At 51.2% G+C, this 26,108-nt stretch carries 25 protein-coding genes; 15 read left to right on the top strand and 10 right to left on the bottom strand.

Annotated elements, in window-relative coordinates; genetic code table 11:
• Nucleotides 1–85: 85 nt before the first annotated feature.
• A complete protein-coding gene (locus ACHZCX_RS01155; protein ID WP_319585410.1) occupies nucleotides 86–910 on the bottom strand; it encodes a hypothetical protein in 825 nt (274 codons plus the stop codon).
• Between the two features lie 320 nt (nucleotides 911–1,230).
• Between ACHZCX_RS01155 and ACHZCX_RS01160 the strand changes: the two genes are divergently transcribed.
• The 3 genes from ACHZCX_RS01160 to ACHZCX_RS01170 all read left to right on the top strand — a co-directional run bounded on the left by ACHZCX_RS01160 (nucleotide 1,231) and on the right by ACHZCX_RS01170 (nucleotide 2,989).
• Nucleotides 1,231–1,800, top strand: a complete 570-nt coding sequence (locus ACHZCX_RS01160) for a hypothetical protein (RefSeq protein ID WP_319585411.1) — start codon at nucleotides 1,231–1,233, stop codon at nucleotides 1,798–1,800.
• A gap of 53 nt (nucleotides 1,801–1,853) precedes the next feature.
• Nucleotides 1,854–2,105, top strand: coding sequence for a hypothetical protein (locus ACHZCX_RS01165; RefSeq protein WP_319585412.1), 252 nt, complete (start codon nucleotides 1,854–1,856; stop codon nucleotides 2,103–2,105).
• A 482-nt stretch (nucleotides 2,106–2,587) separates the two neighbouring features.
• A complete protein-coding gene (locus ACHZCX_RS01170; protein ID WP_319585413.1) occupies nucleotides 2,588–2,989 on the top strand; it encodes a TraK family protein in 402 nt (133 codons plus the stop codon).
• Between the two features lie 219 nt (nucleotides 2,990–3,208).
• Here the strand turns inward: ACHZCX_RS01170 and ACHZCX_RS01175 are convergent, their stop codons facing one another.
• From ACHZCX_RS01175 to ACHZCX_RS01190, 4 genes are all read right to left on the bottom strand, one after another.
• A complete protein-coding gene (locus ACHZCX_RS01175) occupies nucleotides 3,209–3,655 on the bottom strand; it encodes a MucR family transcriptional regulator (protein WP_319585414.1) in 447 nt (148 codons plus the stop codon).
• A gap of 392 nt (nucleotides 3,656–4,047) precedes the next feature.
• Entirely contained in the window at nucleotides 4,048–4,197 is a 150-nt protein-coding gene (locus ACHZCX_RS01180; RefSeq protein WP_394708733.1) for an NUDIX domain-containing protein, read from the bottom strand.
• Nucleotides 4,178–4,333, bottom strand: coding sequence for a zinc ribbon domain-containing protein (locus ACHZCX_RS01185; RefSeq protein WP_394708734.1), 156 nt, complete (start codon nucleotides 4,331–4,333; stop codon nucleotides 4,178–4,180). The genes ACHZCX_RS01180 and ACHZCX_RS01185 overlap by 20 nt, the downstream gene beginning before the upstream one ends.
• 132 nt (nucleotides 4,334–4,465) lie before the next feature.
• On the bottom strand, nucleotides 4,466–4,918 hold the full coding sequence (locus tag ACHZCX_RS01190; protein WP_319585415.1) for a DUF1499 domain-containing protein: 453 nt from the start codon (nucleotides 4,916–4,918) through the stop codon (nucleotides 4,466–4,468).
• A 580-nt stretch (nucleotides 4,919–5,498) separates the two neighbouring features.
• On the opposite strand from ACHZCX_RS01190, the gene dnaA reads away from it, so the two are divergent.
• Nucleotides 5,499–6,818 carry a chromosomal replication initiator protein DnaA gene (gene dnaA, locus ACHZCX_RS01195; RefSeq protein ID WP_319585416.1) on the top strand — a complete coding sequence of 440 codons (1,320 nt, stop codon included), beginning with the start codon at nucleotides 5,499–5,501 and terminating at the stop codon, nucleotides 6,816–6,818.
• A 61-nt stretch (nucleotides 6,819–6,879) separates the two neighbouring features.
• On the opposite strand, the gene rnhA is transcribed toward dnaA, so the two are convergent.
• The 3 genes from rnhA to ACHZCX_RS01210 all read right to left on the bottom strand — a co-directional run bounded on the left by rnhA (nucleotide 6,880) and on the right by ACHZCX_RS01210 (nucleotide 8,617).
• The gene (gene rnhA, locus ACHZCX_RS01200) at nucleotides 6,880–7,371 is read right to left on the bottom strand and encodes a ribonuclease HI (protein ID WP_319585417.1); all 492 of its coding nucleotides are present in this window, start codon (nucleotides 7,369–7,371) and stop codon (nucleotides 6,880–6,882) included.
• Complete coding sequence (locus tag ACHZCX_RS01205) at nucleotides 7,371–7,796, bottom strand: DUF3010 family protein (RefSeq protein WP_319585418.1); 426 nt, start codon at nucleotides 7,794–7,796, stop codon at nucleotides 7,371–7,373. The genes rnhA and ACHZCX_RS01205 overlap by 1 nt, the downstream gene beginning before the upstream one ends.
• A gap of 359 nt (nucleotides 7,797–8,155) precedes the next feature.
• Entirely contained in the window at nucleotides 8,156–8,617 is a 462-nt protein-coding gene (locus ACHZCX_RS01210) for a PEP-CTERM sorting domain-containing protein (RefSeq protein ID WP_319585419.1), read from the bottom strand.
• 206 nt (nucleotides 8,618–8,823) lie between these two features.
• Here ACHZCX_RS01210 and ACHZCX_RS01215 point away from each other — a divergent pair, with 206 nt between their 5' ends.
• Nucleotides 8,824–9,840, top strand: coding sequence for an IS5 family transposase (locus tag ACHZCX_RS01215; RefSeq protein ID WP_319585420.1), 1,017 nt, complete (start codon nucleotides 8,824–8,826; stop codon nucleotides 9,838–9,840).
• A 371-nt stretch (nucleotides 9,841–10,211) separates the two neighbouring features.
• On the opposite strand, the gene ACHZCX_RS01220 is transcribed toward ACHZCX_RS01215, so the two are convergent.
• Nucleotides 10,212–15,062: a PAS domain S-box protein gene (locus ACHZCX_RS01220; RefSeq protein WP_319585421.1), complete on the bottom strand. Its 4,851-nt coding sequence runs from the start codon at nucleotides 15,060–15,062 to the stop codon at nucleotides 10,212–10,214.
• A gap of 48 nt (nucleotides 15,063–15,110) precedes the next feature.
• Here ACHZCX_RS01220 and ACHZCX_RS01225 point away from each other — a divergent pair, with 48 nt between their 5' ends.
• Both ACHZCX_RS01225 and istA read left to right on the top strand, forming a co-directional pair.
• Nucleotides 15,111–15,284: a hypothetical protein gene (locus ACHZCX_RS01225; protein ID WP_319585422.1), complete on the top strand. Its 174-nt coding sequence runs from the start codon at nucleotides 15,111–15,113 to the stop codon at nucleotides 15,282–15,284.
• An 89-nt stretch (nucleotides 15,285–15,373) separates the two neighbouring features.
• The gene (gene istA / locus ACHZCX_RS01230) at nucleotides 15,374–16,564 is read left to right on the top strand and encodes an IS21 family transposase (RefSeq protein ID WP_319585423.1); all 1,191 of its coding nucleotides are present in this window, start codon (nucleotides 15,374–15,376) and stop codon (nucleotides 16,562–16,564) included.
• Between the two features lie 72 nt (nucleotides 16,565–16,636).
• Here the strand turns inward: istA and ACHZCX_RS01235 are convergent.
• A protein-coding gene (locus tag ACHZCX_RS01235) for an IS3 family transposase (RefSeq protein WP_319585211.1) occupies nucleotides 16,637–17,784 on the bottom strand; the annotation gives its coding sequence in 2 pieces (ribosomal slippage) (nucleotides 16,637–17,526 and nucleotides 17,526–17,784; 1,149 coding nt in all).
• Nucleotides 17,785–17,908: 124 nt separating this feature from the next.
• Here ACHZCX_RS01235 and trbG point away from each other — a divergent pair.
• From trbG to ACHZCX_RS01275, 8 genes are read left to right on the top strand one after another with little or no spacing between them, the layout of a single operon-like run.
• On the top strand, nucleotides 17,909–18,709 hold the full coding sequence (gene trbG, locus ACHZCX_RS01240) for a P-type conjugative transfer protein TrbG (RefSeq protein WP_319585424.1): 801 nt from the start codon (nucleotides 17,909–17,911) through the stop codon (nucleotides 18,707–18,709).
• Nucleotides 18,706–19,152 carry a hypothetical protein gene (locus ACHZCX_RS01245; protein WP_319585425.1) on the top strand — a complete coding sequence of 149 codons (447 nt, stop codon included), beginning with the start codon at nucleotides 18,706–18,708 and terminating at the stop codon, nucleotides 19,150–19,152. The genes trbG and ACHZCX_RS01245 overlap by 4 nt, the downstream gene beginning before the upstream one ends.
• 2 nt (nucleotides 19,153–19,154) lie before the next feature.
• Nucleotides 19,155–20,342: a TrbI/VirB10 family protein gene (locus ACHZCX_RS01250; RefSeq protein ID WP_319585426.1), complete on the top strand. Its 1,188-nt coding sequence runs from the start codon at nucleotides 19,155–19,157 to the stop codon at nucleotides 20,340–20,342.
• Nucleotides 20,339–22,285 (top strand): type IV secretory system conjugative DNA transfer family protein, encoded by a 1,947-nt coding sequence (locus ACHZCX_RS01255; RefSeq protein ID WP_319585427.1) that lies wholly within the window; start codon nucleotides 20,339–20,341, stop codon nucleotides 22,283–22,285. Before ACHZCX_RS01250 ends, ACHZCX_RS01255 begins: the two co-directional genes overlap by 4 nt.
• Entirely contained in the window at nucleotides 22,263–22,775 is a 513-nt protein-coding gene (gene traF / locus ACHZCX_RS01260) for a conjugative transfer signal peptidase TraF (RefSeq protein ID WP_319585428.1), read from the top strand. The genes ACHZCX_RS01255 and traF overlap by 23 nt, the downstream gene beginning before the upstream one ends.
• Before the next feature lie 12 nt (nucleotides 22,776–22,787).
• Nucleotides 22,788–22,976: a hypothetical protein gene (locus ACHZCX_RS01265; protein ID WP_319585429.1), complete on the top strand. Its 189-nt coding sequence runs from the start codon at nucleotides 22,788–22,790 to the stop codon at nucleotides 22,974–22,976.
• Nucleotides 22,966–25,443: a zincin-like metallopeptidase domain-containing protein gene (locus tag ACHZCX_RS01270; protein ID WP_319585430.1), complete on the top strand. Its 2,478-nt coding sequence runs from the start codon at nucleotides 22,966–22,968 to the stop codon at nucleotides 25,441–25,443. Before ACHZCX_RS01265 ends, ACHZCX_RS01270 begins: the two co-directional genes overlap by 11 nt.
• Complete coding sequence (locus ACHZCX_RS01275; protein WP_319585431.1) at nucleotides 25,440–26,099, top strand: lytic transglycosylase domain-containing protein; 660 nt, start codon at nucleotides 25,440–25,442, stop codon at nucleotides 26,097–26,099. Before ACHZCX_RS01270 ends, ACHZCX_RS01275 begins: the two co-directional genes overlap by 4 nt.
• Nucleotides 26,100–26,108: the final 9 nt, after the last annotated feature.

Here is a 26,108-nt window from a genome sequence, read left to right on the forward strand (position 1 = left end):
ATGAAAATAATGCTCCGCTCTGTCGAGACGGTTAGTTCGACGCTTACGCAGCAAACCCCTTGACCTCACCATGGGGAAGGTTTACTCACCGCTCCTCTCCCTGGTTAAATATCCGCAGAAAATTGGCATCCGCCTTTTGGCTGAATTCAAGATAGTTCTGCATCTGCGGTAAAGAAGACACAGCAGCACGATCGGCCAGGTTGATGATGGCTGTTTTCCTGTCGGCCATCCAATCGGCCAACAACATATTAACCTGGTCACCGTCGCGCATGAGAGTTGCGCGGATATCGCGGTCGATCTCGGAGCAATCGATGCGACTGCTCACTCCCAGCATGATCAGAACCGGAAAGAGGACGAAGAAGGCCAGCAGATTGCAGACAATATCACCAAACGAAATCTTCGTTTCACGCGACCGGAGGGCGAAACCGGTAAAGAGCAACCTGGCGACAAGGGCATTGGCAATACCGTTGACCGCCTGCTTGATCATGGTGATGGCAACGCTGCTGAAAGGAACATCCATGACCAGTTGGTAGAAAAGATAGACCAGCGGCATGCCGACGATCAACCAGTAGAGCGTATCGGCCAACACCATTCGTATCTTACGGTGCTCCATCAGCCAACCGACGACCGCCACCTCGGCGGTCATGATAATGATGGCGTAGGGATGATTCCAGAGGACATAGGTATAACTGGCGATCATGGCCGCAGCAAGGATGCCGCGGACAAGGCCGAAGAACTGCAGCGCCAGCATGGCGAAAATACTGCCAAAAAGGAAATCTACATCGAGAAATATTTCAATATTTACATAGTTGCCCACAAGACCAGCAGCAACCATGATCAACATAAAGGGGAGGCTAGTTCTCTCAAACAGGGCGGAGTTGGTCTGCGGCACGATCGGCATGGTGGACATTGGAAGCAGAAGGAACGAATGGCGCGGGGTCGAGTGGTTTATATATATCCTGCTTCGCCCCGGAAGGCCAGAAAGGATTCCCAAACAAGAAGTACGGTGCGCGCCGGTCCCTTTTTCCGGCCGAATATCTGCAGCATGTGATGGTCCACGAATGACAGAATCCGCAATTAAGTATACTATGAGCCCGGCGGTCCAGACATGACACTGCACGCCACAGACATACGTAAGGTTTCTTCTATCAAAGGATTAGCTTAACGCTGAGAAGATGGTGAGGCTGTTCATTCCAGCCCAACGTCACAGGCAGCCTGTTTGGGGTGAAAATGGAATCAACACTGGCAGATCAACAACAACTCTTTCGATCGTGCGAGATTCTCTTTGGCAGGGATTTACATATTTCCGGGGAATTTCTTGAGCACCTGCAACCCGGTGGCTTAAAAGGTGCGTATCGAAAGCGGGCTTTGGAAACACACCCGGACAGGTTAATCGGAACCGGCCGATCGGGGTGGAAAGAAGTTAACGAGGGATTTTACACCATTCGAAATGCGTACGAAAATCTTTTGCATTTTCTGAAGGCAAAAGAGACTCGTTCGCGGAGATTAGACACTTTATCTTTCAAGGCAGCAACGGTTTCCCGCCCCTCACAAAGAGAGCATTCGAACCCCAGAAAAAAATTTGGCCCTGAAAACTCCCCGAATGAGGCTCAACGGCCAGGGTCGTCTCCATGGAAGACAACCAATCCGTCTTCTTTTCACATTTCAGCCCCAAATGAAGGGGATGCTCGTCGACAGAAAGCCTCTATTGCGGCCCTTTGCCGCACCGGCGGCTACTCTTCGGCCACTTTCTCTATTATTCAGGTTTGGCCAACTGGCGAACCATTACCCGCATACTGACCTGGCAGAGAATCGAACGCCCTCGACTCGGTGAACTGGGATATCGCTTCGGTATGTTGAACCTAGAGGACATTACCCTAATCCTCCAAAACAAAATCCCTTTTCAGACCTTCGGCCAGACAGCGGAGCACATGGGAATGTTACACGCCGATCAGATATGGGTGCTTCTTTTTCAACAACAACGCCTACAGAAAAAATTCGGCACCATACTCCTGGAAAAAAATCTTATCACGTCCAACGAATTACATGATCTGCTCGAGCAATTCCAACAACATAATGCCATGGCCTCCAAATGCCTCGAATAGAAAAGCTAGCCAGACCAAACAACCACCGACTCGAAGTTGGTGGGTTTTCTCTTTTGCAAACTGGGAGTGGAGGTATACAGAAAAGCTTTGCAACCGGTTCACGCCCGACATCAAAGCCGTCAAATGGGTCGGTTCAAAACCGATGCAAAAGGTAGTCTTCAATCATTGACGTGATCAAATAAAAGTAGATTTTTTAAAATCGCTTTTCTTCAAAGCTGTCATTTCTCGATTTTCATGAGATCCATAGGGACAACCTTGAGGAAAGGCTGCTTGCCTTGTCGTCCTGTTCACCTCAACTAGCATTGAGCTGCAGGCGAATAAGCAGCCACAGGAGGGCAAGATGTGAAGAGGGCGGTGGTAGGCCCACTTCACCTATCCTGCCTTTCACTCCAAATGAAAAATAGTAAAAAACAATGCAGTAATGATGCAAAGACCTAGGTTTTGCATCATATATACATTATATTTCATGATATTGTTTGGTTATGAGTAATAATAACATTATAAATGCAGGTTCATTACATTGTTTTTCATTTTTTGTCATTTTAGTTTGGGAGGGGAGAGCTATGGATGACTCAAAAACAAGATTAAAAAAAGGAATGGCTCGCATTCAGTTTTTTGCTGTCGGTGGAGAAATCGAAAAACTTTTTGCTGCGGGGTACAGCATCAAATTAGCATATGATCACCTCGTACAATCAGGCAAAATAACTATGAGTTACAGGGCATTTTACGACAATCTGAATGCCAAAAAAAAGCATGCGATATCTTTAGCTCAATTGCCTCACAGGCAGCAGTCACAAGAAGAAAAACGACGGAAGTTGGGGATTGGCAACAAGGAACCAATTATTAAGCACGACAAAAATCCAAATCCAGATGAAATTTGTTGAGACCTATGCAGCCATGGCAAGGAGTTGGGACCGAAAGATTCCGTACCTCGCCACCGCCAAGCTTCTCGTGGGGCCGGGTCAAGTTGTAACTTGCGGCGCAAGTGGCAAACTTGGATTCAGTGGAATTGGTGGAATTGACTGGCTGGTGGGGCAGGGGATACTGACAAAACGGTACACCCTCTCCCGGAAATGAATCCAGAAGAGGGCGTAAGTATCATTTCATTCCGAGGTGGCTTTTTTCTTCGTGCGGGCAACGATAGCCTTGCGGAGGTTGTCCGGGAGACCTCTCTCTTTACCAGACTGGGATCGCCTCTCTGAAAGCGCTTTGGCGCACAATGGCTGGCGAGCTGACAGCCCATGCTTCTTACGATACTCTCTTGAAGTGAGGCCATGAGACTTCAGGTGCTTCGGAGACAGCATCTTGAATTCCTGGCCGCATTCAAGGCAGATAATCTTGTTTTTCTGGATGGATTTCTTAGGGTCCATCACTGTGGCTGTTGCTTCTGTTTCTGTCTCAAGCATGCCACCGGCTTCGGCATCTTGAAGGGATTTTAGAGCCTGGAAGGTTTCGTTCAGAGCAGCTTTGATTTCTTCGGTGCTCATCTGTTTGCTGGTTATCTGGGATTGGATAATTTCAGCTGTCATTTGTACAAGTGTTTTGCTCATCTATTTACTCACTGACTGAATTTTTCATATTCTTTTTTTGAATACAGGAAATACCTTGGCCATTAAAATAACATACGCTTCAACTGTCGTGGGCGGTTGAAGCGTATCTCGTGCAAATTATATTTTTTCGATTCTATCGTCAATGGGCAATATTTTCATATTTCTTGCAAAATAGCAATCAATTATTCTTTTGTCAGCTTCGAAAGCATAGATTGTCCCAAAGTGCATATCACTATCTATCCACTTGAGCTCTGTTAATTCATCCCTTGGCTCCTGGTTGCCTCCCAATACATCCCCTATTAAAACTATGACGATAGTGTGATGCAAATCATCAAGATGATTCGAAACTACATTAACAATTCCTTCGATTCGTATTTCAAGGCCTGTCTCTTCTAATACCCACGATGTGCGGTTTCAATAAAGGATTCCTCGAACTCAATATACCCACCAGGCAAACACCACGCATTTCCATATCGTGTATTTTTCGATCTCTTTCCTGTTAGTATTTTCCCGTCAGTCGACCTAATAATGGATAAATCCACATTTATTACAGCTCTGTCGTTCAAATTTGCCAAGCTCTTTTCTGATGAAACTAGCTCCACATTGGGGACAGTAATGCAAACGCCTATTATTACCTGCCGATTCACCTGAAGTGCTGAATACTTGAAACAGATTCATGTGTTACCTTGTTGCAAACCCATCTAATATCGTGGCCTGAATCAAACCATCCAAGCTTGACAGGAGAGGTCTATTTAGGGAATCCGGGGCAGCCGATCTATTCTTAGCGTACAGCCGTTATTCTTCCAGCAACTATTCACCCTCAGATGAAAGGAATTGACTGCGAATATCCTCGATGCGACTACGGTTTTTGCCAAGATCCGAATAACCAAGTCGCGAGGCGGAACGGACTTGAATGACCTTGTTGGTCGGATCCATCAAAAATTCACCATCATCGATAAACAGGAGCGTGCGCAGTTCAACCCGCAGATAGCCGGGCAAGTCTTCCACGATGGTTGTATCGCTCCTCCTGGAAACAATTCGTTTCAAATGGGCAAAAGCTGCAACTGGATCACCACTGAAGAGCAGTGGCGCAATCCGATGGCGCTCGTCATTGGCCTGACTCGAAACACAGTTGGGAGAATTAGGGCACGGGGCGAGAAGTCCGCCCTGGGCTCCAAGGTTATCTGGACGATCACCAGCACAGCCAACTAAACCAAGCAATCCGATAGCCATAACAACAATCCTCTCGTTCAATGTTTTCATCGACCACCTCATTCCAAATGATAGAGCATTGATGCAATTTCGTCCTGAGCTAATGCATACCTTTGGGAGCTTACCCCCAGAAGACAAAGGAGTTACGTGCACATCTCTTGAGCACGTAGACTTTGCTACACTTTATTGCTGTTATTATTACGAAAAATAGTGCCCGCAACAATGAAGATTTTTTCTTCGTTTGAATTTCTTGCGAAACCTTGGAATGGAACGGGTTTAAGGAATTCAGTTGTCCGCTAAGATTAATATTGAGCATGATCGAGCATTCATCAGTAAATAGCAGATACGTTGAGATATCGATTTGTTGGCAACTTGTTGATAACTTTTTTATACGTCATTCAACACATTGTTTTTATATGACATTTATCATTTTTTTAGAAAAATAGCGTAGTCATTGAGCGTTGCGAACATCCCTTCTGGTAACTCTATTACCTGCATTGGATTCCATAATGTGCATAATCATCTCGGTTACTGCATCAAATCAACTCATACAGCTTTTGACCGGTACTCGGTTTTTCAGTAGATCAGCCTTTTATCAGGATGAACTTTTGAAGAATAAAGGAAGCTGTTTATGTTGTGGAATACGATCAAAACCTCTCTTCACAGTACTCTGTCAGAAAGTGAATTCGGCCTATGGATAAATCCACTCGAATGTCGGAAACAGGATGGACAAGCGCTTGAACTCGTCGGACCTGACCGGTTTTTCTGTGCTTGGGTCGAAGATCGCTACCTTAGCCTCATCCGCAATACAGCTAAAGAACTGGGGAATATTGACAGTATACAATTGAAAGTCGCCGAAATTCGACCCATGCAGGTTGCAAGCAACGGCAGCGGTCAATTAAGGCTTCCCGGGATAGCCAGCGGGGGTGCCCGTCTGCGTTCGCTTCATCCCGCCTTCACTTTCGAGCAGTTCATGGTCGGTGAATCGAACCTGCTAGCCCAATCCGCCTGCCAAGCGCTAGCCACCGGCGATTCCACCTACGGCAGTTGTCTGTTCATGAACAGTTCCACCGGGCTTGGCAAGAGCCACCTGACCCAGGCTGTGGTGCATCAGGTGCTGCATTCAGCCCCTTCTACCCGCCTACACTATCTCACCGCCCAGCAATTCTCAGCTGAAATGGTCAAGGGTATTCGTTCCAACACCATGGAGCTGTTTTCCAAAAAATATATTAATGACTGCGACATGCTGCTGGTTGAGGACATCCATACCCTAACCGGTAAGAACAAAACCCAGGAAGAACTGAACACCATTCTCGACTATTTACTTAAATCTGGACGACGGGTGATTCTGACTTCAGCGATCGCCCCGAACAAAATCAAAGGGATAGACGACGATTTCCGCAGCCGGATGACCTCAGGTCTGGTGACCGGAATCGAATCACCGGATTACGAGACCAGGGCCCGGATCATCCGTCATAAACTGCAGTTACATGGATTAGTTGGGGATGATGATCTGGTGGGTTTCATGGCGGATAGCCTGAAGGGCGATATCCGACGGATGGAGAGTGCCATTATCGGCATTAAGGCCAAATCCCGTTTGCACAACGTCCTGCCGGATCTGAGCATCGCTAAGGAGGTAATCTATGGACTGATCGGCTGTTCCGTCGAGATTACCGGTGAATCCATCCGTGATCTCATCGGAAGCCAATTTAGGGTCAGCGTTGACGATCTGCGCTCCCGCTCCCGGAAACGTTCGGTCACCTTTCCCCGACAGATGGCCATGTATCTCACCCGAAAATTTACCACGCAATCATTGGCTGATATTGGCAGCATGTATAACCGAGACCATTCCACGGTCCTCTATGCCATCAAAACCATCACCAAGGATATGTCCCGCGAGACTTCAATCCGAGAGCAGGTGGAACTGCTCTGCACCAAGCTCAAGAGATAATCCTCAAGAGTTGGGAGGCATGCACCAAAATTATGATGAAACAGATCAACTCGTTTTAGCTTTAGGAGATGGTCGGAATACTTTGCTCACGAGCGATATACCCTGCATCTTCCAGAAGATCGGATCCATTCGCAGCTTCTGTGGCAAGTTGGTCGCAACGTTCGTTTTCCTGGTGGCCATCATGACCTTTCACCCACAGGAATTTGACATGGTGCTTCTCCATCAACGTAAGTAACCGCTCCCAGAGATCCACATTCTCGGCACGTTCCCCACCACTACGCTTCCAGTTGTTCCGCTTCCATTTCACAGCCCAACCCTTTGAAACTCCATCGACCAGATATTTCGAGTCGCTATAAACAGTAACCGCACATTCGCGTTTCAAAGCCCCCAGGGCGAAAATACAGGCCATCATCTCCATCCTGTTGTTGGTGGTATGCTGATAACCTCCTGAGAGTTCCCTACGGTGCTCCCCGTAGGCCAGAATCGCACCATAACCGCCCCTGCCTGGATTGCCCAGGCATCCGCCATCTGTGTAGATTTCAACATGTTGCATTAGATTATATTCAGCGCCACGGCTGCACAACAAGCCGTTAGATAAGCATCAGCCTGGTATCGATTGAGCTGGTCAGGAACTTGAAAGTCATGACGACGCGTTGCCGCAGCTATCGTCGGTCCTGAAAATAGCTGGGTGGTGGCGTGAGGATTGAGCTGAATCAATCCTTCCATTTTGAATGTAACCGGTCCACCAGCAAACTGACCTTTTTGAGCCCTTTGTTTGACACCTATATGCTCAATATTTTGGTCGCGAATGAAGCCGCAAATTGCATCATAAAAGAACCGAGCTGATTGTTGCTCCGCACTCTCTCCATATTTGACCTTTCGGGTTTGGCAAACGACACTCGATACCTTTGCATTCACCACATCAATGACAGCGAATATCGCATCACTCCCCTTTAACTCAACCCCACAAATCCTCATTCGATCCCTCTCACTGCTTCAATGAATGCAATTTTTAATCAACTAGTCGCACATCTCACCCTAACAGGAGGAAAAATGCAATACTCTATCACTGACGCAGGTGGCAGCCGGAACCGAACTCCCCAATGAGGTCTGAGTAAAATCACTGAATAAATCCAATAGATGAAAATATGAGACTGGTTCAAGGGGTGAGATTCGCCACGCATTCAGGGCTTTTTTATAAAGGAGCATCTCGTCATATTTGAAAAAAAATCTTTCTAGCCGATGGCCGAGGAGCAACCTATTGCTTGCATGCCGCCAGCATGCTCGACACAGAAAACCTGACTAGAGGGCAAGCTTTCTGCAAGTCAACTGACGGATCATTTATTTATTTTTCTTCGGACAGTCCCCGTTAAACCGAGGAGACCTGTCCCGAAGAACAGCATGGTGGCGGGTTCAGGAACTGGAGAAGCGTCGCTATCCAGTTTAAAGCTGGCAGTCAGTTCTTTGCTACCATTGCAAGTAATCTCAGTGTCGTTAAAACGATACTCATACTTGCCACCATTGCCAAAGGTAACCGTATTCCAGGTATTATCGAAATCGACCGTTATTTTTTGCTCGGTGACACTCCAGACCTGTTTGAATCTTACCTTGATCCATTCGCCCTCTTCTGTTCCATCCACTGAAGCTAAACTTGTAAAAGTTACATCTGGTGGGGAGATAAAGAGTGTCTCTATAAAAGAATCACTATTGTCTGCAATAGCATTGGCATCAAGTTTAGAATCACTTGTTAAAAAAGATCCGAATTTAACATCAATAGTACCATTAGTGAGTGCGTTCAAATATTATTCCTGCCGTTACCAAAACCTCGCTTCCGCAATTCCGGCAATGAATGTAGCCCCGAGCGGTTGACTATAGGGTTTCTTGAAAATTAAATGCAGTAGCTCGCTACAAGCAAAAGTATCAACTTGTTGATTTTGTGTTAATATGTTACGATCTCTATCGTTTTAAGGGGGTACCCGGCAACCTAACCCGATGGAGATCTACCATGATCCAGCCCGGCTTTTTCGATCTGCAGGACCGATTGTACAAAATCGACAAAAACGGCGACCCGCTTGCCAAGATCAACGAGACGGTTAACTGGGAGATGTTTCGCCCGGCGCTCGAAAAGGCTCGGGACAAAAAACGGCAGTCCACTGTTGCTCCGAAGGGATACGACGTTATTCTGCTGTTCAAAATTCTTGTCCTGCAGTCGCTGTACAACCTGTCGGACGACGCGACCGAATTTCAGATCCTTGACCGGCACTCCTTCGGGCGTTTTCTTGGTCTGCACATCAGCCAAAAAGTTCCCGACGCCACCACCATCTGGCGGTTTCGGGAAGACCTCGTCAATGCCGGCATCGTGGAGGAGCTGTTTGCGACCTTCGATGCGCACCTTCGGGCCAACGGTTTCATGGCGATGAAAGGGCAGATCGTGGATGCCAGCATCGTCAACGTGCCCAAGCAGCGGAACAGCCGGGAAGAAAATGCCAGGATCAAAGAGGGCGACATCCCGGAAGACTGGTCCGAGAACAAGCGGCGAAGAAAGGACGTGGACGCGCGCTGGACCAAGAAGAACGGCAAGTCCTTTTACGGATACAAGAACCACGTTTCGGTGGATGTGAAGCACAAGTTGATTCGAAGCTATGCGGTGACGGATGCGGCCCTGCACGACAGCAATGTTTTCGAGCAGCTCCTTGCCGACAACACAAGCAAGGACGTCTGGGCGGATTCGGCCTATCGATCGGCGGATCGGCTGGATCGGCTTGCGCAGGACGGTTTTCGCGAACACATCCAACGCAAGGGGAGCCGCAATCGTCCCTTGACACCAAGAGAACAGGAAGGCAATAAGACCAGGTCCAGGATCCGTTCGCGGATCGAGCACATCTTTGGAGTACAGGCCCAGAGAGCGGGCAATTTGCTGTTGCGTACGATCGGTATAACCCGAGCCCGAGTAAAAATCGGTTTGCGCAACCTGGCGTACAACATTGATCGGATGGGGATGCTTCTGGCGACGAGCAGGTGAAGTGCGCCCAGGAAGCGGCAAAATGGCAAAAGAACGCCATCGAGCGCATAGCCAGAAGGTGCAACGGCACAAAACCGATAGAATTAATGGGCAGAGAAGCATGATTTTCGTAAAAAAATTTGCTGGTGAGTGCTACCGGGGCTCACCGAGCTAAATTTCAAGATTCCCTATAGCTCGGTTTTCCGCATTGAGTGCATTCAAATCCATCCAGCCAGCGGCTTCGGCGGCATGCAGATTCATCGGCGAACCATTCAAGAAATTCTTGGTTTGTGCGAGGGTAGTGTTCTCCAACTACCGGCTGCGGATAGTTGTTTATGCTCACCAATACTTCATATGGGGGCCCACTTGCGCCAAGTGGATACCGCGCTTTGTTAATTTTCCAACACTGTTCTAAGAAGTTTAGCGATATCTTCCTTCAACATAGGCTTCATGATAAAACCTTTAACACCGATCTTCTTTGCCTGCTCCTCGGTGATGGGATTGCTATAGCCTGTACAGAGGATAATCGGTATGTCAGGACGCTTCTGTAACATCTTTTTGGCAAGATCCACCCCAGTCATGCCCGGCATAGTTAGGTCAGTGATAACCACATCGAACTGATCCGATTGGTTTTGGAAAGTACTAAGAGCTTCAAGGCTGCTGGTACGGACGGTTACCATGTAACCAAGGCGTTCGAGGATCAGTTTGCCTACATCAACCAAAATCTCCTCGTCATCAATAAACAGTATACGTTCCTTCCCCGTGGAAATTTCTTCAGCGGGTTTGATTGAATCTGTGACCTTTTCGTCTATAGCCGGGAAAAACACATGAAAGACCGTACCCTTTCCCAGGGTGCTTTCGCAGGTTACAAACCCGCCATATTTTTTGATAATACCGTGGACTATGGCTAGCCCCATTCCAGTCCCTTTCCCTACCACCTTGGTAGTGAAATAGGGGTCAAACATTTTTTGCTGTATTTCTAGCTGGATACCAATCCCAGAGTCCACGATGGAGAGCACTACAAAATTCCCCGGTTGCACACCAGCTTGGCCAAAAAGATCCTCATATGAAAGTAAGCGGTCCTTCAAGATAATTTCGAGGGTGCCCCCAGTCTCTTCCATGGCATGGAAGGCATTGGTACAGAGGTTCATCACTACTTGATGAATATGGGTCGGATCGGCAAGAATTGTTTTTGTGCTATCAACTTGTTGTATGATTGAAATAGTTGAAGGAAGCGACGGGCGGAGTATTTTGATGACCTCCTTGATAACAATTCCTGGTTGAAGGATAACATCTTCGGTTACGGCCTGACGGCTGAACACAAGGATCTGCTTGACGAGGTTGGTAGCCCTGCGGCTTGCCTCCATCACCTTATTTAAATAATTAGCGGTATCTGACTTTGGAGGAATAGAGCCGAATGCGATCTCAGTGTAACCAATTATCGCACCGAGAATATTATTAAAATCATGAGCAATGCCACCCGCAAGGGTTCCGATTGCTTCCATTTTCTGCGCCTGAAGGAGTTGCGCTTCGAGTTTTATTTTTTCCTCTTCAACTCGCTTTTGCTCAGTGATGTCATATCCTTGAGCGATTACAGCAATCGGTTTGTCTCCCTCCGGGCCTAGTATGGTTGCAGAGTTCCAGAGTACTGTGCGAACCAGCCCATTTTTATGTTGGATATTGATCTCAATATCTTTCCACCGTTCACCACTCAGCGTTTCCTTGATTAATGCCATAGAATCAGCAGCTTGAGAAGGCGGAAAGAGAATTTCGATGGATTTCCCCTTTACATCATCGGCACTTCTTCCCGTTAATTCCTCGAAGGCGTAGTTAAACCGAGTGATCTTGAATTGCATATCCCAAACAATGATGGGAACATTGGCATAATTAATCAGGCTTTCAAGATAATCGTTGGTTTCTCGTATTTTTTCCTCAGCCTGTTTGAGCTTTGTGACATCGGAAACCAGCACAAAGAAACCCCTTACTTTGCCTTCAACTTGATCTGGGATGTATTGGGCCCATGTGTGGCCCTTTTCACCGGTAGGCTTTACCAAGGTCCTTTCAAAATGCTGTGCCTCGCCCTGTAAGGCTTTGCGAATAAAGGATTCATTTTTACGGAACAGATCGTCTCCCATCAATTCCTGTATGGTAATCCCCAACACCTCCTCTTGAGTCTTGTCAAACCACTCCACATAGGCCTTATTGGCAAAGGTGCAGTGGAGCTCACTCGTCCAATAACCGACCATTCCTGGAAGTTGGTCGGTCATCAATCTGAGAAACCGTTCACTGGCGATCAGTTTTTCTTCCGCCTGTTTGCGCAACATAGCCTCACCGATATTCTCGGCGATATCCTCAAGTATCTCAATTCCATCAAGCGTGAAACATCCTGCTCTGTGGGCATTCAGTTGTAACAGGCCGACAATAGTACCTTTAGCTTTTATTGGAACCAAGGCGACTGAAGCAAACCCTTGATGTATGCATTCATTCCGAGGGTTTGTTCTGGGGTCCTCATTTAAGGGGATTTGGAGAGCTGGGTAAGAATTATTGGTCCAAACACTTCCACCACTGGTAAACAGTTTGTCGGAATGATCGGTTTTGCCGGTAAGCACCATCCCGCAGGTGCACTCCAGACCAACATTGCCATCTTCATCCCGACAAATGCCACCATCGCTATTTCTAACCAGCAATGAATTCTCTTTTTGCAGAAAATCCGGGGAGAATCCATCCTGACAGAAATAAGGGAAGTCCTCTTTATCTTGTAAACGAATACCCACAGCATCGACTCCGGCAGTTATTTTCACCAAGCCGATGACCCGTTGGATCGCCTCTTTCAGGTTGTGTTTTTCGTTCAATTCCAGGAGAATATCCCGCCCCATTTTGCGGTAGTTCTCTTTTCGTTGACGTTCGGTGATGTCTCGTGAGATCCCCACCAGACCCAAAGGATTTCCCCCAGGACCATTGATGGAAGCCTTCACAGTATCAAGGAGCACCCTACTACCGTCGTGGGAGACAACCCACTCCTCGATATGCGCAGCAACACCACTTTCCAGGATCTTCTGGTCAAGCTGCACTATCTGTTCGGCCATCTCACGGTCGAAGAAATCGAAATCGGTCTTGCCGATTTGAGCTTCTTCGGAGAGACCGGTAAAAGCTTCGGATGCTTTGTTGCAGCCAATGTAGACGCTATTGCAGTCTTTGAAGTAGATGAGATCGGTTGCGGAATCTATGACAGCTCGCAAAAAAGCCTTCTCTTTCATTAACGATTCTTCAATGGTTTTGCGCACGGTGATGTCCTGGATCATGGCCACAAAATGTTTCGGTGTGCCATCCTGATTCCGTACGCACTTCACAGAGAGGGCGACCTGCACGATCCGTCCGTCCTTGTGGATGAAGCGCTTGTCCATCGAATAGCTGTCGATTTCTCTTTGCAGCACCTTGAAAAATTGTGCTTCATCTGCCGCGAGATCATCGGGGTGCGTCATCTCGGCCCAATTCTTCTCAGCCAGTTCCTCCCGGGAATAGCCGAGCATTGTACAGAGGCAGTCGTTATACTGCACCCACCCCTTTTCCAATGAGGTGATCGCCATGCCGATCAAGCCGAGTTCGTAGTAGCTCCTGAAGCGGGCCTCGCTCACTCGCAGCGCCTCATCGGCAAGCACCCGCTCCAACTCACCGGCGGCACGTGGCGCGACATAGTGCAGGACGGTCTCAATCAGGGCCTGATTAGCAAAAGGTTTTTCACCGATTAACGCGATCAAACCGATCGGTTTCTCATCCTTGCCCCACAGGGTAGTGCCGGCGTAGCTTTGGGCATCGAGCTCCCGCAGGACCGGGTCGTTAGGGAATAGGTCGGCGACATTTCGCGGGAAGCAGCAGATGGTCTTTCCTACTACATCGCCGCAGGGGGTGTCCTTGAGGGCATACTCGACATTGTCCTCAAATTTGCCGTTATGATAGACCGCCACGGTGCGCGCCATGTGCCCTTCGCCGGTCAGGCGGTCGATGCAGATGAACTCCAGCGAGAGGAGCTCGGACAGAAAGCGCGCCAAAGCTGGGAAAAACTCCATATCCGAGGACATCCAGCCGCGTCCGGCAAGAAACGCCTGAACCATCTCGATCGTCTTGCGGTCGGTGATGTCGATTATCTGAGTGATAAAATGTTGCGGATTGCCTTCGTCATCCCTGACCAGTGACGTGCTGCGGAGTACCCATATGGCGGAGCCGTTCTTGTGGAAATAACGTTTCTCCTTTTGATAAGATGCGATAGGGCCATCGAGCATCTGCCGGACCTGGTCGAGATCAGCCTCCAGGTCGTCCGGATGGGTGATATCCTGGAATGTTTTGGAAAGCAGTTCCTCCTCCGTGTAGCCGAGCATGGCGCAGACCGCCCGGTTAACCTTCAGCCATCCTCCGTTCGGCGCCACCAGGGCGATGCCGATCGGGGCGAAATGGAAGGCGTTGGAGAATTGCTTCTCGCTGGTGCGCAGTTCCCTGAAAAGAAGATCGTAGGGTTTGCGGAGGGCGGTTTCGATGATCGCCTTATACATGAACCAGAAGGAAAATATCTTGAAGAAATGCCCGACCAGGTTCGAAATGCCGTAAAGGTGGACGTATACCGTGAAGCAGAGTTCGGTGACCATGGTACAGCCGATCGAAAGGGTGAGCAGTTTGACCACACCCGGCTCGAAATGTTCCTTGTACCGGTAGAGCATATACAAGGCGGCGCAGAGGATAAGATCTATCAAATATTCAGAACCAACCTTGAACGGGGTCAGCCCTGACCCGGTGACAAAGCAGACCGGGAAGATGCCCGTGAAAAAGATGGCGTAGATAGCTAGGGCTGAAATAATGGTCAAAACGGAAATGATGCGCCAGTGCCTGACCGGTTTATTGAAAAAGGTCGGGGCGAGCAGGAGCGCGATGCTTTCCATATAGCGGGCCACCAGCCAGAGCTGCGGGGGCAGGTTGTTGTCGTCATACCCATGGAAGATATTCATCCCTTTATAGGCCAGGGTATGCAGGGTATCGAAGAAGGCGACGAACAGGTAGGCGATGCCGATAAACAGCAGGTAGTTGTTCTTGTAATATTTTCGCGAATTCCAGCCGATGACGAAAATGCCAAAGGCGATGACGATACTGAACAGCTCTGCCAGGCTGTGAAACAGGAGATAGTTCTGTAGGGAGACCACAAACAGGAGGGCCAAAAATCCTCCGTATAGAAAAATTTTCGTCGCTATACTCATTATAACTCCCCAAAATAAAAATATAAACCGACGCCTGGAAAAGCCGTAATGCCGATTCACAAAGGATTAATCAAAATAAATATTGACCGTGGTATTTGCGTATTCCGGTTGAATCCGGCCACCATTCCGGCGGGAAAAAGGCCACCGTTCCGATGGGAAAAAGGCCAGCATTCCGATTTGATTGCGGCCAGCATTCCGACGAAAAAGGCCAGTGTAGAATGAGAGAATAGTCGCGGGGTAACCTTCAACCGGTATCCTGTCTTCTTTGTTTCAAAAACAAGGAGGGCTTGATGCCAAGAGAAAGAGTTTCCATGCGAAAAACACGAGAAATACTTCGCCTTGTCTGGTCCTGCAACCAGAGTCGGCGTGATACAGCCAGAACCTGCGGTGTCGGCAAAAGCACCGTGAACGCGACAATCCACCGAGCAATCGCTGCCGGCCTTTCCTGGCCGCTGCCTTTAGATCTTGATGACGAAGCCCTTGAACAACGTCTCTATCCTCCTGTAGTCCATCCCTCTTCCCGCAAGCTCTCCCAGCCCGACTGGCAAGCCTTGCATGATCAGCTTGCCACCAAAGATAAGCTGAGCCTTATGCTGTTGTGGCAGGAGTACAAGGAGGGTGCCCCCACCGGCTACCAGTACAGCCAATTCTGTGAGATCTACCGCCAGTGGCGAAAGAAGCTCGATCTATCCATGCGCCAAGAGCACCGTGGCGGAGAGAAGTTTTTCGTCGATTATAGCGGCCAGACTCTACCGATCGTGGACGCCTCAACCGGTGAGATTCGGCAAGCCCAGGTGTTCGTGGGCGTCATGGGCGGCAGCAACCAGACGTATGTTGAGGCCACCTGGACGCAGTCACTTCCGGATTGGACAGGGTCCCATGCCCGGGCCTTTGCTTTTCTGGGCGCGGTACCCCGTTGTTTGGTCCCCGACAACTTGCGCTCAGCAGTGACCAAGACCTGCCGTTACGAACCCGACCTCAATCCCACCTATGCCGAACTTGCCGATCATTACGGCACCGCTGTCGTTCCTGCCCGTGTCCGCCATCCCAAGGATAAAGCCAAGGTCGAAGGCGGCGTGCTGATAGCCCAACGCTTCATCCTGGCAAGCTTTCGGAACCGGACCTTCTTCAGCCTGGCCGAAGCCAATGCTGCCATCCGTGAACGTCTTATTCTGCTCAACAACCGTCCCTTCAGAAAACTTCCCGGCTGCCGACAGAGCCGGTTTGAAGAGATAGATCTCCCTGCCATGCTGCCCTTGCCGTCAATGCCCTACCAGTATGCCCAGTGGAAAAAGGCCAGGGTGCATATCGATTATCACGTTGAACTGGAAGGGCATTTCTACAGTGTCCCCCATCGGTTGGTGAAGGAGCAGATGGAACTCCGTTACACCGAGACGATCGTTGAGTGCTTCTATAAGGGAAACCGGGTTGCCTCTCATCCCAGGTCGTCTGTTCGGGGAATACACACTACAACCACGGAGCATATGCCCAAGGCGCACTGAGGTGGTCGGGGTTTGTGAGACATCCTGAGGTGTGAAATAAGCAATGTTGCTTTTATTATACAGTTACAGGCCTCAGGCTGCCTTGCTCAATTGTTCGATTCGTTTTGAATAAGCCTCATTTGGAGTCTGCTTGTCAAGTGACGAATGTTTTCTTTTCTCATTATACCAGCCGAACCAGGAAGTCAGATCCTTGACAAGCTCAGTTCCCGTTTCGTATGACTTCAGGTAGATCCTTTCGTATTTCAGGGTGCGCCAAAGTCGCTCGATAAAGATATTGTCCTTGAATCGTCCTTTGCCGTCCATGCTGATTTTGACGTTCCAGGCCTTGAGGACTGAGGTGAACGCTTCGCTGGTGAATTGGCACCCCTGATCAGTATTGAATATCTCAGGAGCGCCATATTTAAAGAGAGCCTCTTTCAAAGCCTCAACGCAAAATCTGGTGTCCAGAGTGTTGGATAGTCGCCAGGCGAGAACCTTTCTGGTGGCCCAATCCATGATCGCGATCAGGTACATGAAACCCCGAGCCATAGGGATGTAGGTGATGTCAGTCGCCCACACCTGATCGGGCCTGTCAATGGTCACTCCCCGGAGCAGATAGGGATAGACCGGATGCTTCGGCTGTCGCCTGCTGGTGCCCGGCTTGGGAGCTAAAGACTCGATGCCCATGACCCGCATTAAGCGACGGACACGACCTCTTCCCACCACGAGTTCGGGAGTTGTGAGGTGATCAGCAAAGGAACGGCTCCCCATCCAGGGGTGCTCAATATAGAGTTTGTCTATCCGGGCCATCAGTTCCAAATCACCAACACGTAGACCGAAGCCAAGGCCGCGGTAATAGTTGGAACGAGGCAGTCCGAAAAGCTGGCAGCAACGCTGAACAGAAACTTCAGGATGTCCCATAGCGATCACCTGTTGTTTCTGCGCCCGGCCAAGTTCAGACCGGGCAGATTGGCTAAAAAATCGTTCTCAACCTTGAGCTTGCCGATCTGACGGTGGAGCTCGGCCACTTCGGCCTCATGGTTGACTTCTTTCTTCTTGCCCTTGCCAAAAAGCTCAGAAGCGTTCTTGGTCAGATCCTGCTTCCAGCGGGTGATCTGGGTCGGGTGAACCCGGTACTCAGTAGCCAGTTCAGCCAGAGTCTTGGACTCCGACAGTGCGGCCAGGGCTACTGTGGCCTTAAATTCTGCGCTGTGACGTGGACGATGAGGTGGGTTTGACATTGAACTTCTCCTTGCAAAATAGGTTGGTTCATTGCTTATACACCTGTCTCAATAATCGGCACCTCTTCACGCACCGCCGGTTTTGGCAGAAGGCACCATTCCCACTCCTGAAAAATCGGCGTCTATGACTGTTGCACCTGTAGTCACAGACTACCTCAATCCATCAGTGGTTCCGCTGACGGACAGGGAGCGCAAGGCGCTGCAGCTCACCGGGCAATGGTCGCGTTCCGATATCCAGCCCTATATGGCCGGCGGTGGCAAGTTGGTGTACGTGCATGGCGCAAGTCAGCCGACCATCATCGCAGCACCGATGCAAGTCTGTGACGTCGAACTTGAACCAGGTGAAAAGGTCAACGAGATAGTCGTCGGCGATTCAGCCCGCTGGCTGGTGGAATCCGGCACGGCCGGTGACACCACCCACCTGTTTGTGAAACCTGTGGATGCCGGGTTGGAATCAAGCGCCGTCGTGACCACGGATCGACGGGTATACCATCTACGGCTGCTCTCCCAACGTTCTGGTCATACACCTTATGTCGGCTTTGCCTACAGCGACCGCCTGCAGCGCACAGCGACTCTGAAGAAAGAGCAGGAGGGGAAAGATAAGCAATGGCAGTCGACCACCGACGCAATGGGCAAAGAAGTAGATTTGTCGAAGCTGAATTTTAATTACGAGCTGGACGGCAGCGCCTTGTGGAAACCGGAACGGGTCTATGACGACGGTCTCAAAACCTATATTCAACTGCCCCGGGTCACGAAAACCGGTGAAATGCCCATACTGCTGGTCCGCAAGGGGGGCAAGGATGTGCTGGTCAACTACCGCGTCCAGAATTTGACCATGATGGTTGACGGCCTGTTCGAAACCATTGCCCTGGTGGTCGGGGTTGGCGGGGATCAGGAAAGTGTCGAGATCAGGAGGGTGCAATGAAACAGGTTCTGGTTTTTCTCCTAACTTTGGCCATGGTGACTGGCTGTGCCGGCCGTTTCAAAGCAGGCAGCTCTTATGTCGGCCACCTGCCCAATGATTCGGCAGCGCAGAAGATAGCGGAAGACGCCGTGGCCTGCCTGGCAACCTTTTATCCGCCTGGTCGAACCACAGTCAATCTGGTTGCCCCCAAGAGCCATGATGATTTCAGTCAGATGCTTGGAACCAACCTCCGAAGCAAGGGGTTCGCTGTGTCTTCCACAGGTACTGTGACGGTGACCTATATCCTTGACGAGCTGCGGACCCAAAAACCGGCGACCTGGTATGTCCAGCTCCGGATTGCCGACGTTCAGGGCGACAAGATCATCACAAGGTCCTACACCACCACGGGCGAACCTGAAGCGGCTTTTTCCAGCACTTCTAACGGTGGCAGCACGGAGGAGTGAAGGTGAGTGACCAAAGCCCCAACAGCCTGCAGCCGCCCAAAGTGACCACAGTCAAAATGCGGAAATGGCCCCTCTACGTGGCGGCGCTCGCTGTCCTTGGGTTGTTTGGCGTCCTGTTTTACAGTGTGAATTTTGGCCAGAATACCAAGAAGAAAGAGGTCACATCTAAGCCAGTTGTTACGGAAGAAAAACCCCTAGTAGCTTCGGAAGGCCGTGGATTGTCCCTGCCTCCACCGCAAAGGGATCCAGAGGGGTTGCCGTCGGCAGCAACGCCTGGAAAACCACTGATGGTGGTTCGTGATGAGAAGAAGGCTGAGAACGAAGAAATCCGGAATCTGCGACGACAAAAGGCGCAAGAATTTACCAAGGCCCTGAGCTCGCCGCTGGTGGCCAAACGAGCAAGCGAAGCAAACAGGCCAAAGGAGGAGCGCCCGATTACGGTTCGGCGAGAAGCGGACGAAAAACCAGGACAACTCGATCCAGCAATCATGGCCAGGACAGAAGATGCCTACAACCCCGCTGCTGATCGCGACAAAGAAGGTTTCTTCAACCGGTCCGACCGCGACCAGTGGCTTTCGCCGTACACCCGGGAAGCAGGGCTTCCCTATGAGATCAAGACCGGAACAGTCATCCCCGGTGTCATGGTCACTGGGGTCAACTCTGACCTGCCGGGGAGCATGATCGCCCAGGTCTCGCAAAATGTCTACGACACGGCCACCGGCCGACAGCTCCTGATCCCGCAAGGATCCAAGCTGTATGGGGCCTATGACTCACGGGTGATTTACGGCCAGAGCCGGGTCTTGATCGCCTGGAACCGGGTGATCTTCCCCGATGGATCCGCAGTCACACTCGGCGCCATGCCCGGAACGGATATGTCAGGGTATGCCGGTTTCATGGATCAGGTCGATAACCATTACCTGCGTATCTTCGGTTCCTCAATGCTCATGAGCCTGATTACCGGCTCCACGAGCTATGCCGTGGACAGCGTTTCTAATGGCGCCGGTAGCGGCAATGACGCCACAACTGTTCAGGATGCCATGGCTTCCGCTCTAGCTGCCCAACTTGGGCAGACAACCCAGACCCTGCTGCAGCGCAATCTCAACATCAAACCTACCCTGGATATCCGGCCCGGGTATCAGTTCAACGTGGTAGTCACCAAGGACGTTGCTTTTAAGAGCGCATACCGATGACTGAGCAGCAATACGGCCATCTCAGCCGAAAACAAGAAAAAAGCCCCTGGCGATGGGCAACGTTGATCGTGCCCGTTACCTGGGGACTGACCGTGGCCTGTTGGTTTACCCACCAGGCAGCGGAATTGTTCGGGTTTAACCCGTCACTGGGGCAACCTCTGTTCTTTAACAATAATCCCTGGTACGGACCCTGGACCATTCTGCACTGGCCATCCAGCCTATGGGAACAGCCGGAAGTCCAGCAGCTGTTCGATCACGCCACCCTGCTGTTCGTTGGCCCCCTGCTTGTAGGCGGGTTCATGCTGATGGCCGCTACTCAAAAGCTGCGGGGACGAGACGACCTCCACGGCTCGGCGCGTTGGGCTCGTGCAAAAGATATCGAGAGGATGGGCTATTTCGGCGGCACTGGGGTCTATGTCGGCGGCTGGTATGACCCCAAAAAAGGACAACAGCTTTACCTGCGCCACAATGGCCCGGAACATATTCTCTGCTTTGCCCCGACCAGGTCCGGGAAAGGCGTGGGCCTGATCCTGCCCACGCTGCTTGCCTGGGAACAATCCTCGGTGGTGCTCGATATCAAGGGCGAGAATTTTGCTCTGACCGCAGGATATCTCAAGAGCCGGGGGAACAAGATCCTGCGTTTTGATCCATCGGACCATACCGGGGCTTCGGCCAGCTTTAATCCCCTGGAAGAAATCCGCCTGGATAGTGAACGAGGCATCGCCGATGTGCAGCAGGTGGCCAACATGGTGCTGGATCCGGACGGCAAGGGACTGATGGATTACTGGAATAAGGCTGCATTCGGCTTTTTTGGTGGCGTCCTGCTCCACTGCCTGATCAAGACCCGGCATGATCACGGCCGAACAGCCAGTCTCTATGACGTCTCGGTGATGCTGGAAGATCCAGACCGGCAAGGCGGTCCCACAGAACTCTTTCAGGAAATGCTGGCCACAGATCATGGGGCCATGCTGGAGAAGATTTATGCCGGTATAGCAACCGAGTTGGGCCGGGCTGCCCATGTCTTCGCCGCCTCTGCCGCCAGCGGTATGCTGGCCAAAGCCGACAAGGAGATGGCCGGAGTGGTTTCCACAGCCACAGCCAACCTGGCGCTCTACCGTGATCCGGTTGTGGCCCGAAACATTGCCCGCTGCGATTTCCGCATCCATGATCTGATGAACCATGACGCTCCGGTCAATCTCTACCTGGTGATTTCTCCTGCGGACATTGATCGCATGCGTCCGTTGCTTCGGATCTTTATGACCCAGTTGCTGGGCCGGTTGACCGAAAAGATGGATTTCGCCGATGGTGCCAGCCAAGCCAGATACAACCACCGCCTCCTGTTGATGCTTGATGAGTTCACCAGTTTAGGCAAGTTGCCCATTGTCGAGCGGGCCATTGCCTTTATGGCTGGTTACGGGATCAAGGGCTATTTCATCGTCCAGGACACCAAGCAGCTCAATTCCGCCTACGGCCAGGATAATGCTCTGATGGCGAACTGCCATGTGCGCATTGCCTATGCACCGAACCTGCCGGAGACCGCTGAATATCTCTCCAAGCTCACCGGCACCACCACGGTTGTCATGAAGAAGCATTCCATTTCCAGGGGCAAAGGCGGCCGCTCCAAAACGACCTCCGTATCGGAGACCTCAAGACCCCTGTTGACACCGGATGAATGCCTGCGGCTCCCCGGACCACAGAAAGACGCCACCGGCAAGGTCACCGCTCCCGGCGACATGCTCATCTTTACCGCCGGGCAGTCACCGATCTATGGCCGTCAGATTCTCTATTTTCTCGACCCAATCTTCTCAGTACGCGCCAAGATCCCCAGCCCAACCCGTTCCGACAGCCTGTACCTGAGGCAGGTACCTAAACAACAGCCGAAACCGGTCGCCGAAACGGTTCTGGACATTCAAGCTGATTATGAAACGTACCTTATATCTTAGCCTGAATGCGTTGATCCTGCTGACGATAACGTGGGTACTCGGATTCCGAATGAACGTCACCCCTTCGTTGCCTTACGGCATTTACCGGTTCACAGCCAGACCCATTGTGCCTGAATGCCTCGCTTCGTTCTGCCTGGCATCGGAGTTCAGTAATTTGGCTCGGGAACGGGGCTACCTGGCAGTTGGATCCTGCCCCTCGGGTCTGCGGCCTCTTCTCAAACAAGTCGCTGGCCTGCCAGGTGATGTCATCGAATTTCGAGATGGTTTGATTTCGCTCAATGGCCAGGTCATGGCCAACACCGCAATGGCTGTCAGCGACAGCCAGGGCCGCCCTCTGCCCACCTCGCGCCTGCGAGCTGGTGTCATTCCCCAGGGACAAGCATTGATGCTCTCGCATCGCAGCGATAGTTTTGACAGCCGTTACTTCGGCCTGGTGCCACTGGACGATCTCCAGTGGGTTAAGCCGATTCTTACCTTTAATAAAAAGTGAGGAGGAACTCGTATGCAATCACAGGAGCAAGAATATCTGAGTGCTGCAGCACAGCTGGTTGAGCAGCAGGCCTTGGATAATCCCGGCATTGGCATCCCCGTGGATCCCGACTTGGCTGACTTCATGGGAGCTTTTGAAAGTTCAGAAAATCTTGGTGAGGTGGTGACTGCCAACCTTGGAGGGCAGAAAGATGACCACTGAGAAAACAACCCGCAAAAGTATTGCCGAAGAATTTGCCGGCCGAATCATCGAAGAACTCAAAGCAGGAACGGCTCCCTGGCAAAAGCCGTGGGAGGCCGGAGAGCGGACTTTGCCTTTCAATCCGTCAACCGGGACGGTCTATCGGGGCGTCAACACAGTCATGCTGGCCCGGCATGGGTATGCCGATCCTCGCTGGATGACCATGCGGCAGGCAAACGATCAGGAATGGCGGGTAAAAAAAGGCTCAAAGTCGCAACAGGTCGTCTTCTGGCAATGGACAGATCGTCAGCCGGTCCTTGATGACTCCGGCAAGCCGGTCCTCAAGGACGGCCAGGAAGTAAAGGAAACCGTGCAGCTTGAGCGGCCGCGTCTGCACGTGTATTCGGTGTTCCACGCCAGCCAGGTGCAAACCCGGGACGGTGAGGACATTCCGCCCTATGAACCTCAGGAGCTCGCCTGGGACCCCTTTGACCGGGGCGAGGCCATGCTGAGGAATTCCGAGGCATCGATCAGCCACGATCAACATGATCGTGCGTTTTACCGGCTCGATACCGATGAAATTCATCTCCCGCCGCGTGAGCATTTCCCGGACGCTGGTAACTACTACAGTACCGCCCTGCATGAACTGGGTCATTGGACTGGCAGTGCTGATCGCATGAACCGAACCTTCGGCCCGCATGGATCGGAGCTGTACGCCAAGGAAGAACTACGTGCGGAAATCGCCTCCTGGATGCTCAACCAGGAATTAGGCTTGCCGCACCAACCGGATCAGCATGTGTCCTACGTCGACAGTTGGGTCAGCGTCCTACAAAAAGATCCGTATGAAATCATGCGTGCCTGTCGGGACGCTGAAAAAATTAAGGAGTACGTCATGGGTATGGAACAGGTGAAAGACCAGGCAATAGAACAGGATTTGACAGCAGCAAGGCCAGAACCGGTTGATATAACGTCAGCATCTCCGGAACAACGGGGCGAAATTATCGCCCCGGAAGGTGGGCAAGGCTCTGAAACGTATGAGGAGAAGGGACACCCTGCATTTATTATTGCCGACGATTCGTTCTCTATGGTGACCGCTGAAAATGGCTTCGGTACCACGGAAGAAGCTGTCAAGTTTACCGATCTTGCCACGGCCCTGGAAACGGCCCTCAAGGTGAGGGCCTTACAGCAGGAAAGATTGGAAGGGACGGAACTGTTCATCTACACAGTGGATGCAAATAATGACCTCTCAGAAAAACCCGTCATGCAAACCGGAACCCTTCATGAAATGGCCTTAGCCTGGCGGCTTGACAGAGGACCGAATCTCCCTTTGTTCCTCCAGGAAGAACTGGTGCAACACCATGCCAAGGGAGAGCAGGGCAAAGTGTATCTAACCGTGCCCTATAAAGAAAAAGACAAGGTCAAGGCCGCGGGCGCAAAATGGGATAGAGAGGCTAAGCTCTGGTATGCACCAGAAGGTTTAGACTTAAAACAGGTGGCAGCCTGGCTTCCCATCAATGAACCTATAACCGTTCCCGGCCAGTCTCCACAGGAAGAATTTGCTCAAGTGCTACAGAGCGCCGGTCTGATCGTGGATGGTCTACCGCTGATGGATGGTCAGATACACCGGGTGCCGGTCGAAAACTCTAAACCCGGGGCCAAGGATGGGGCGTATTGCGGCTATCTGGATGGTCACCCCAACGGTTGGCTGCAAAATCATAAGGCCGGCACCAAAGAGAAGTGGGTTGCCACCGGTCAACTCCTCTCCGCGGAACAGAAAGCAGTCCTCGCAAAGAATACGGCCGATCAATTAGCCGAGCGGGACCGGGAGATTCAAGAAAAACAGATCCATGCACGAAAAAGAGCTTACGCCCGGTGGATAAACGCCCAGGAGGTCTCGGAACATCCATATCTCACAGCCAAGGACGTTGCAGGGTTTGGGCTGAAACAGGACGAGAACGGCAACCTCCTGGTGCCGGGTTTTGATCTCCAGACCGGCAGATTACAAACCCTGCAACGGATCAGCCCGCAAGGGGAAAAACGGTTTGAAGTAGACTGCCCGAAGAGTGGCGCGGTCTGTCTGATTACTCCCAAGGAGAATGCAGACAAGCAGCTCAATGGCGAAATATTAATCGTCGAGGGTTACGCCACTGGTGCAAGCCTCCACCAGACAACCGGAATCCCCGTCGCCGTGGCCTTCGACGCCAACAACCTGTTGGATGCAGCCCGCAACATCCGAGCAAAATATCCGGCAATCGGGATCACCATTTGTGCCGACGACGACCACAACAACAAGCTGGGCGTCAATGTCGGCGTCGAGAAGGCGGAAGAAGCCGCTTTGGCTGTTGGCGGCAAGGTCATTGTGCCGGTGTTCTCCAAAGAGGAGAAGGAAAAGGGGTTGACTGACTTCAACGACCTGCATCAGTCCAGGGGTCGAGACGCCTTGGCACGCACTTTCCTTCGCTCCAGGAATGACGGAGTGGAGCGGTGAAAAGAGCGGCAATTACCTTTGTCCTTCTTCTGGTTCCTCCATCTCTATTGGCGGAACAACAATCCCTGACCCCGATGTTTCAGGAGGCCGCCCAAACCTGGGGCGTCCCGGGCGCTTTAACCCAGGCCATTGCCCGGGTAGAAAGCGGCTTCTCCCCCTGGGCAATCAATATCGAGGGACGGAGCTATATTTTTGTCTCCAAAGAAAAAGCCCTCGAGAAAGGCCAGGAGGCTCAAAACGCCAACCGGTCGTTTGATTCCGGGGTCATGCAGGTCAACAGCTTTTGGTTGAAAAAATATGGCATCCCCCTGGAAGCGGCCTTGGATCCCGGAGCGAATATCTTTCTGGGATCATGGATATTGAAGCAGGAAATTGAACGGCTCGGTCAGACCTGGAATGCCGTGGGCGCCTATCATTCGCCCAATGAGGCTAAGAGCCGCCGATATATTGAGTTGGTCAAGGCTGCCCTGGGAAAAGAACCCGTGAAGGTTGTGCGCCCAACCCGGCCTGTCCCACCAGCGCTATCACCTACGAAATTGACTGAAGCCCGGCAGCCCGCGGAGCAATCGCCCCTGGTCGTTGTTCGCCGGGGCAACCCGGTCAAACAGGTAGGCGATGCGTCCTTTGTCCAGCGGCCAAACAGAAAAGGGATATAAGCAGGCAAA

The sequence above is a fragment of the uncultured Desulfobulbus sp. genome, from assembly GCF_963662935.2.
Classification (GTDB): Bacteria; Desulfobacterota; Desulfobulbia; order Desulfobulbales; family Desulfobulbaceae; genus Desulfobulbus.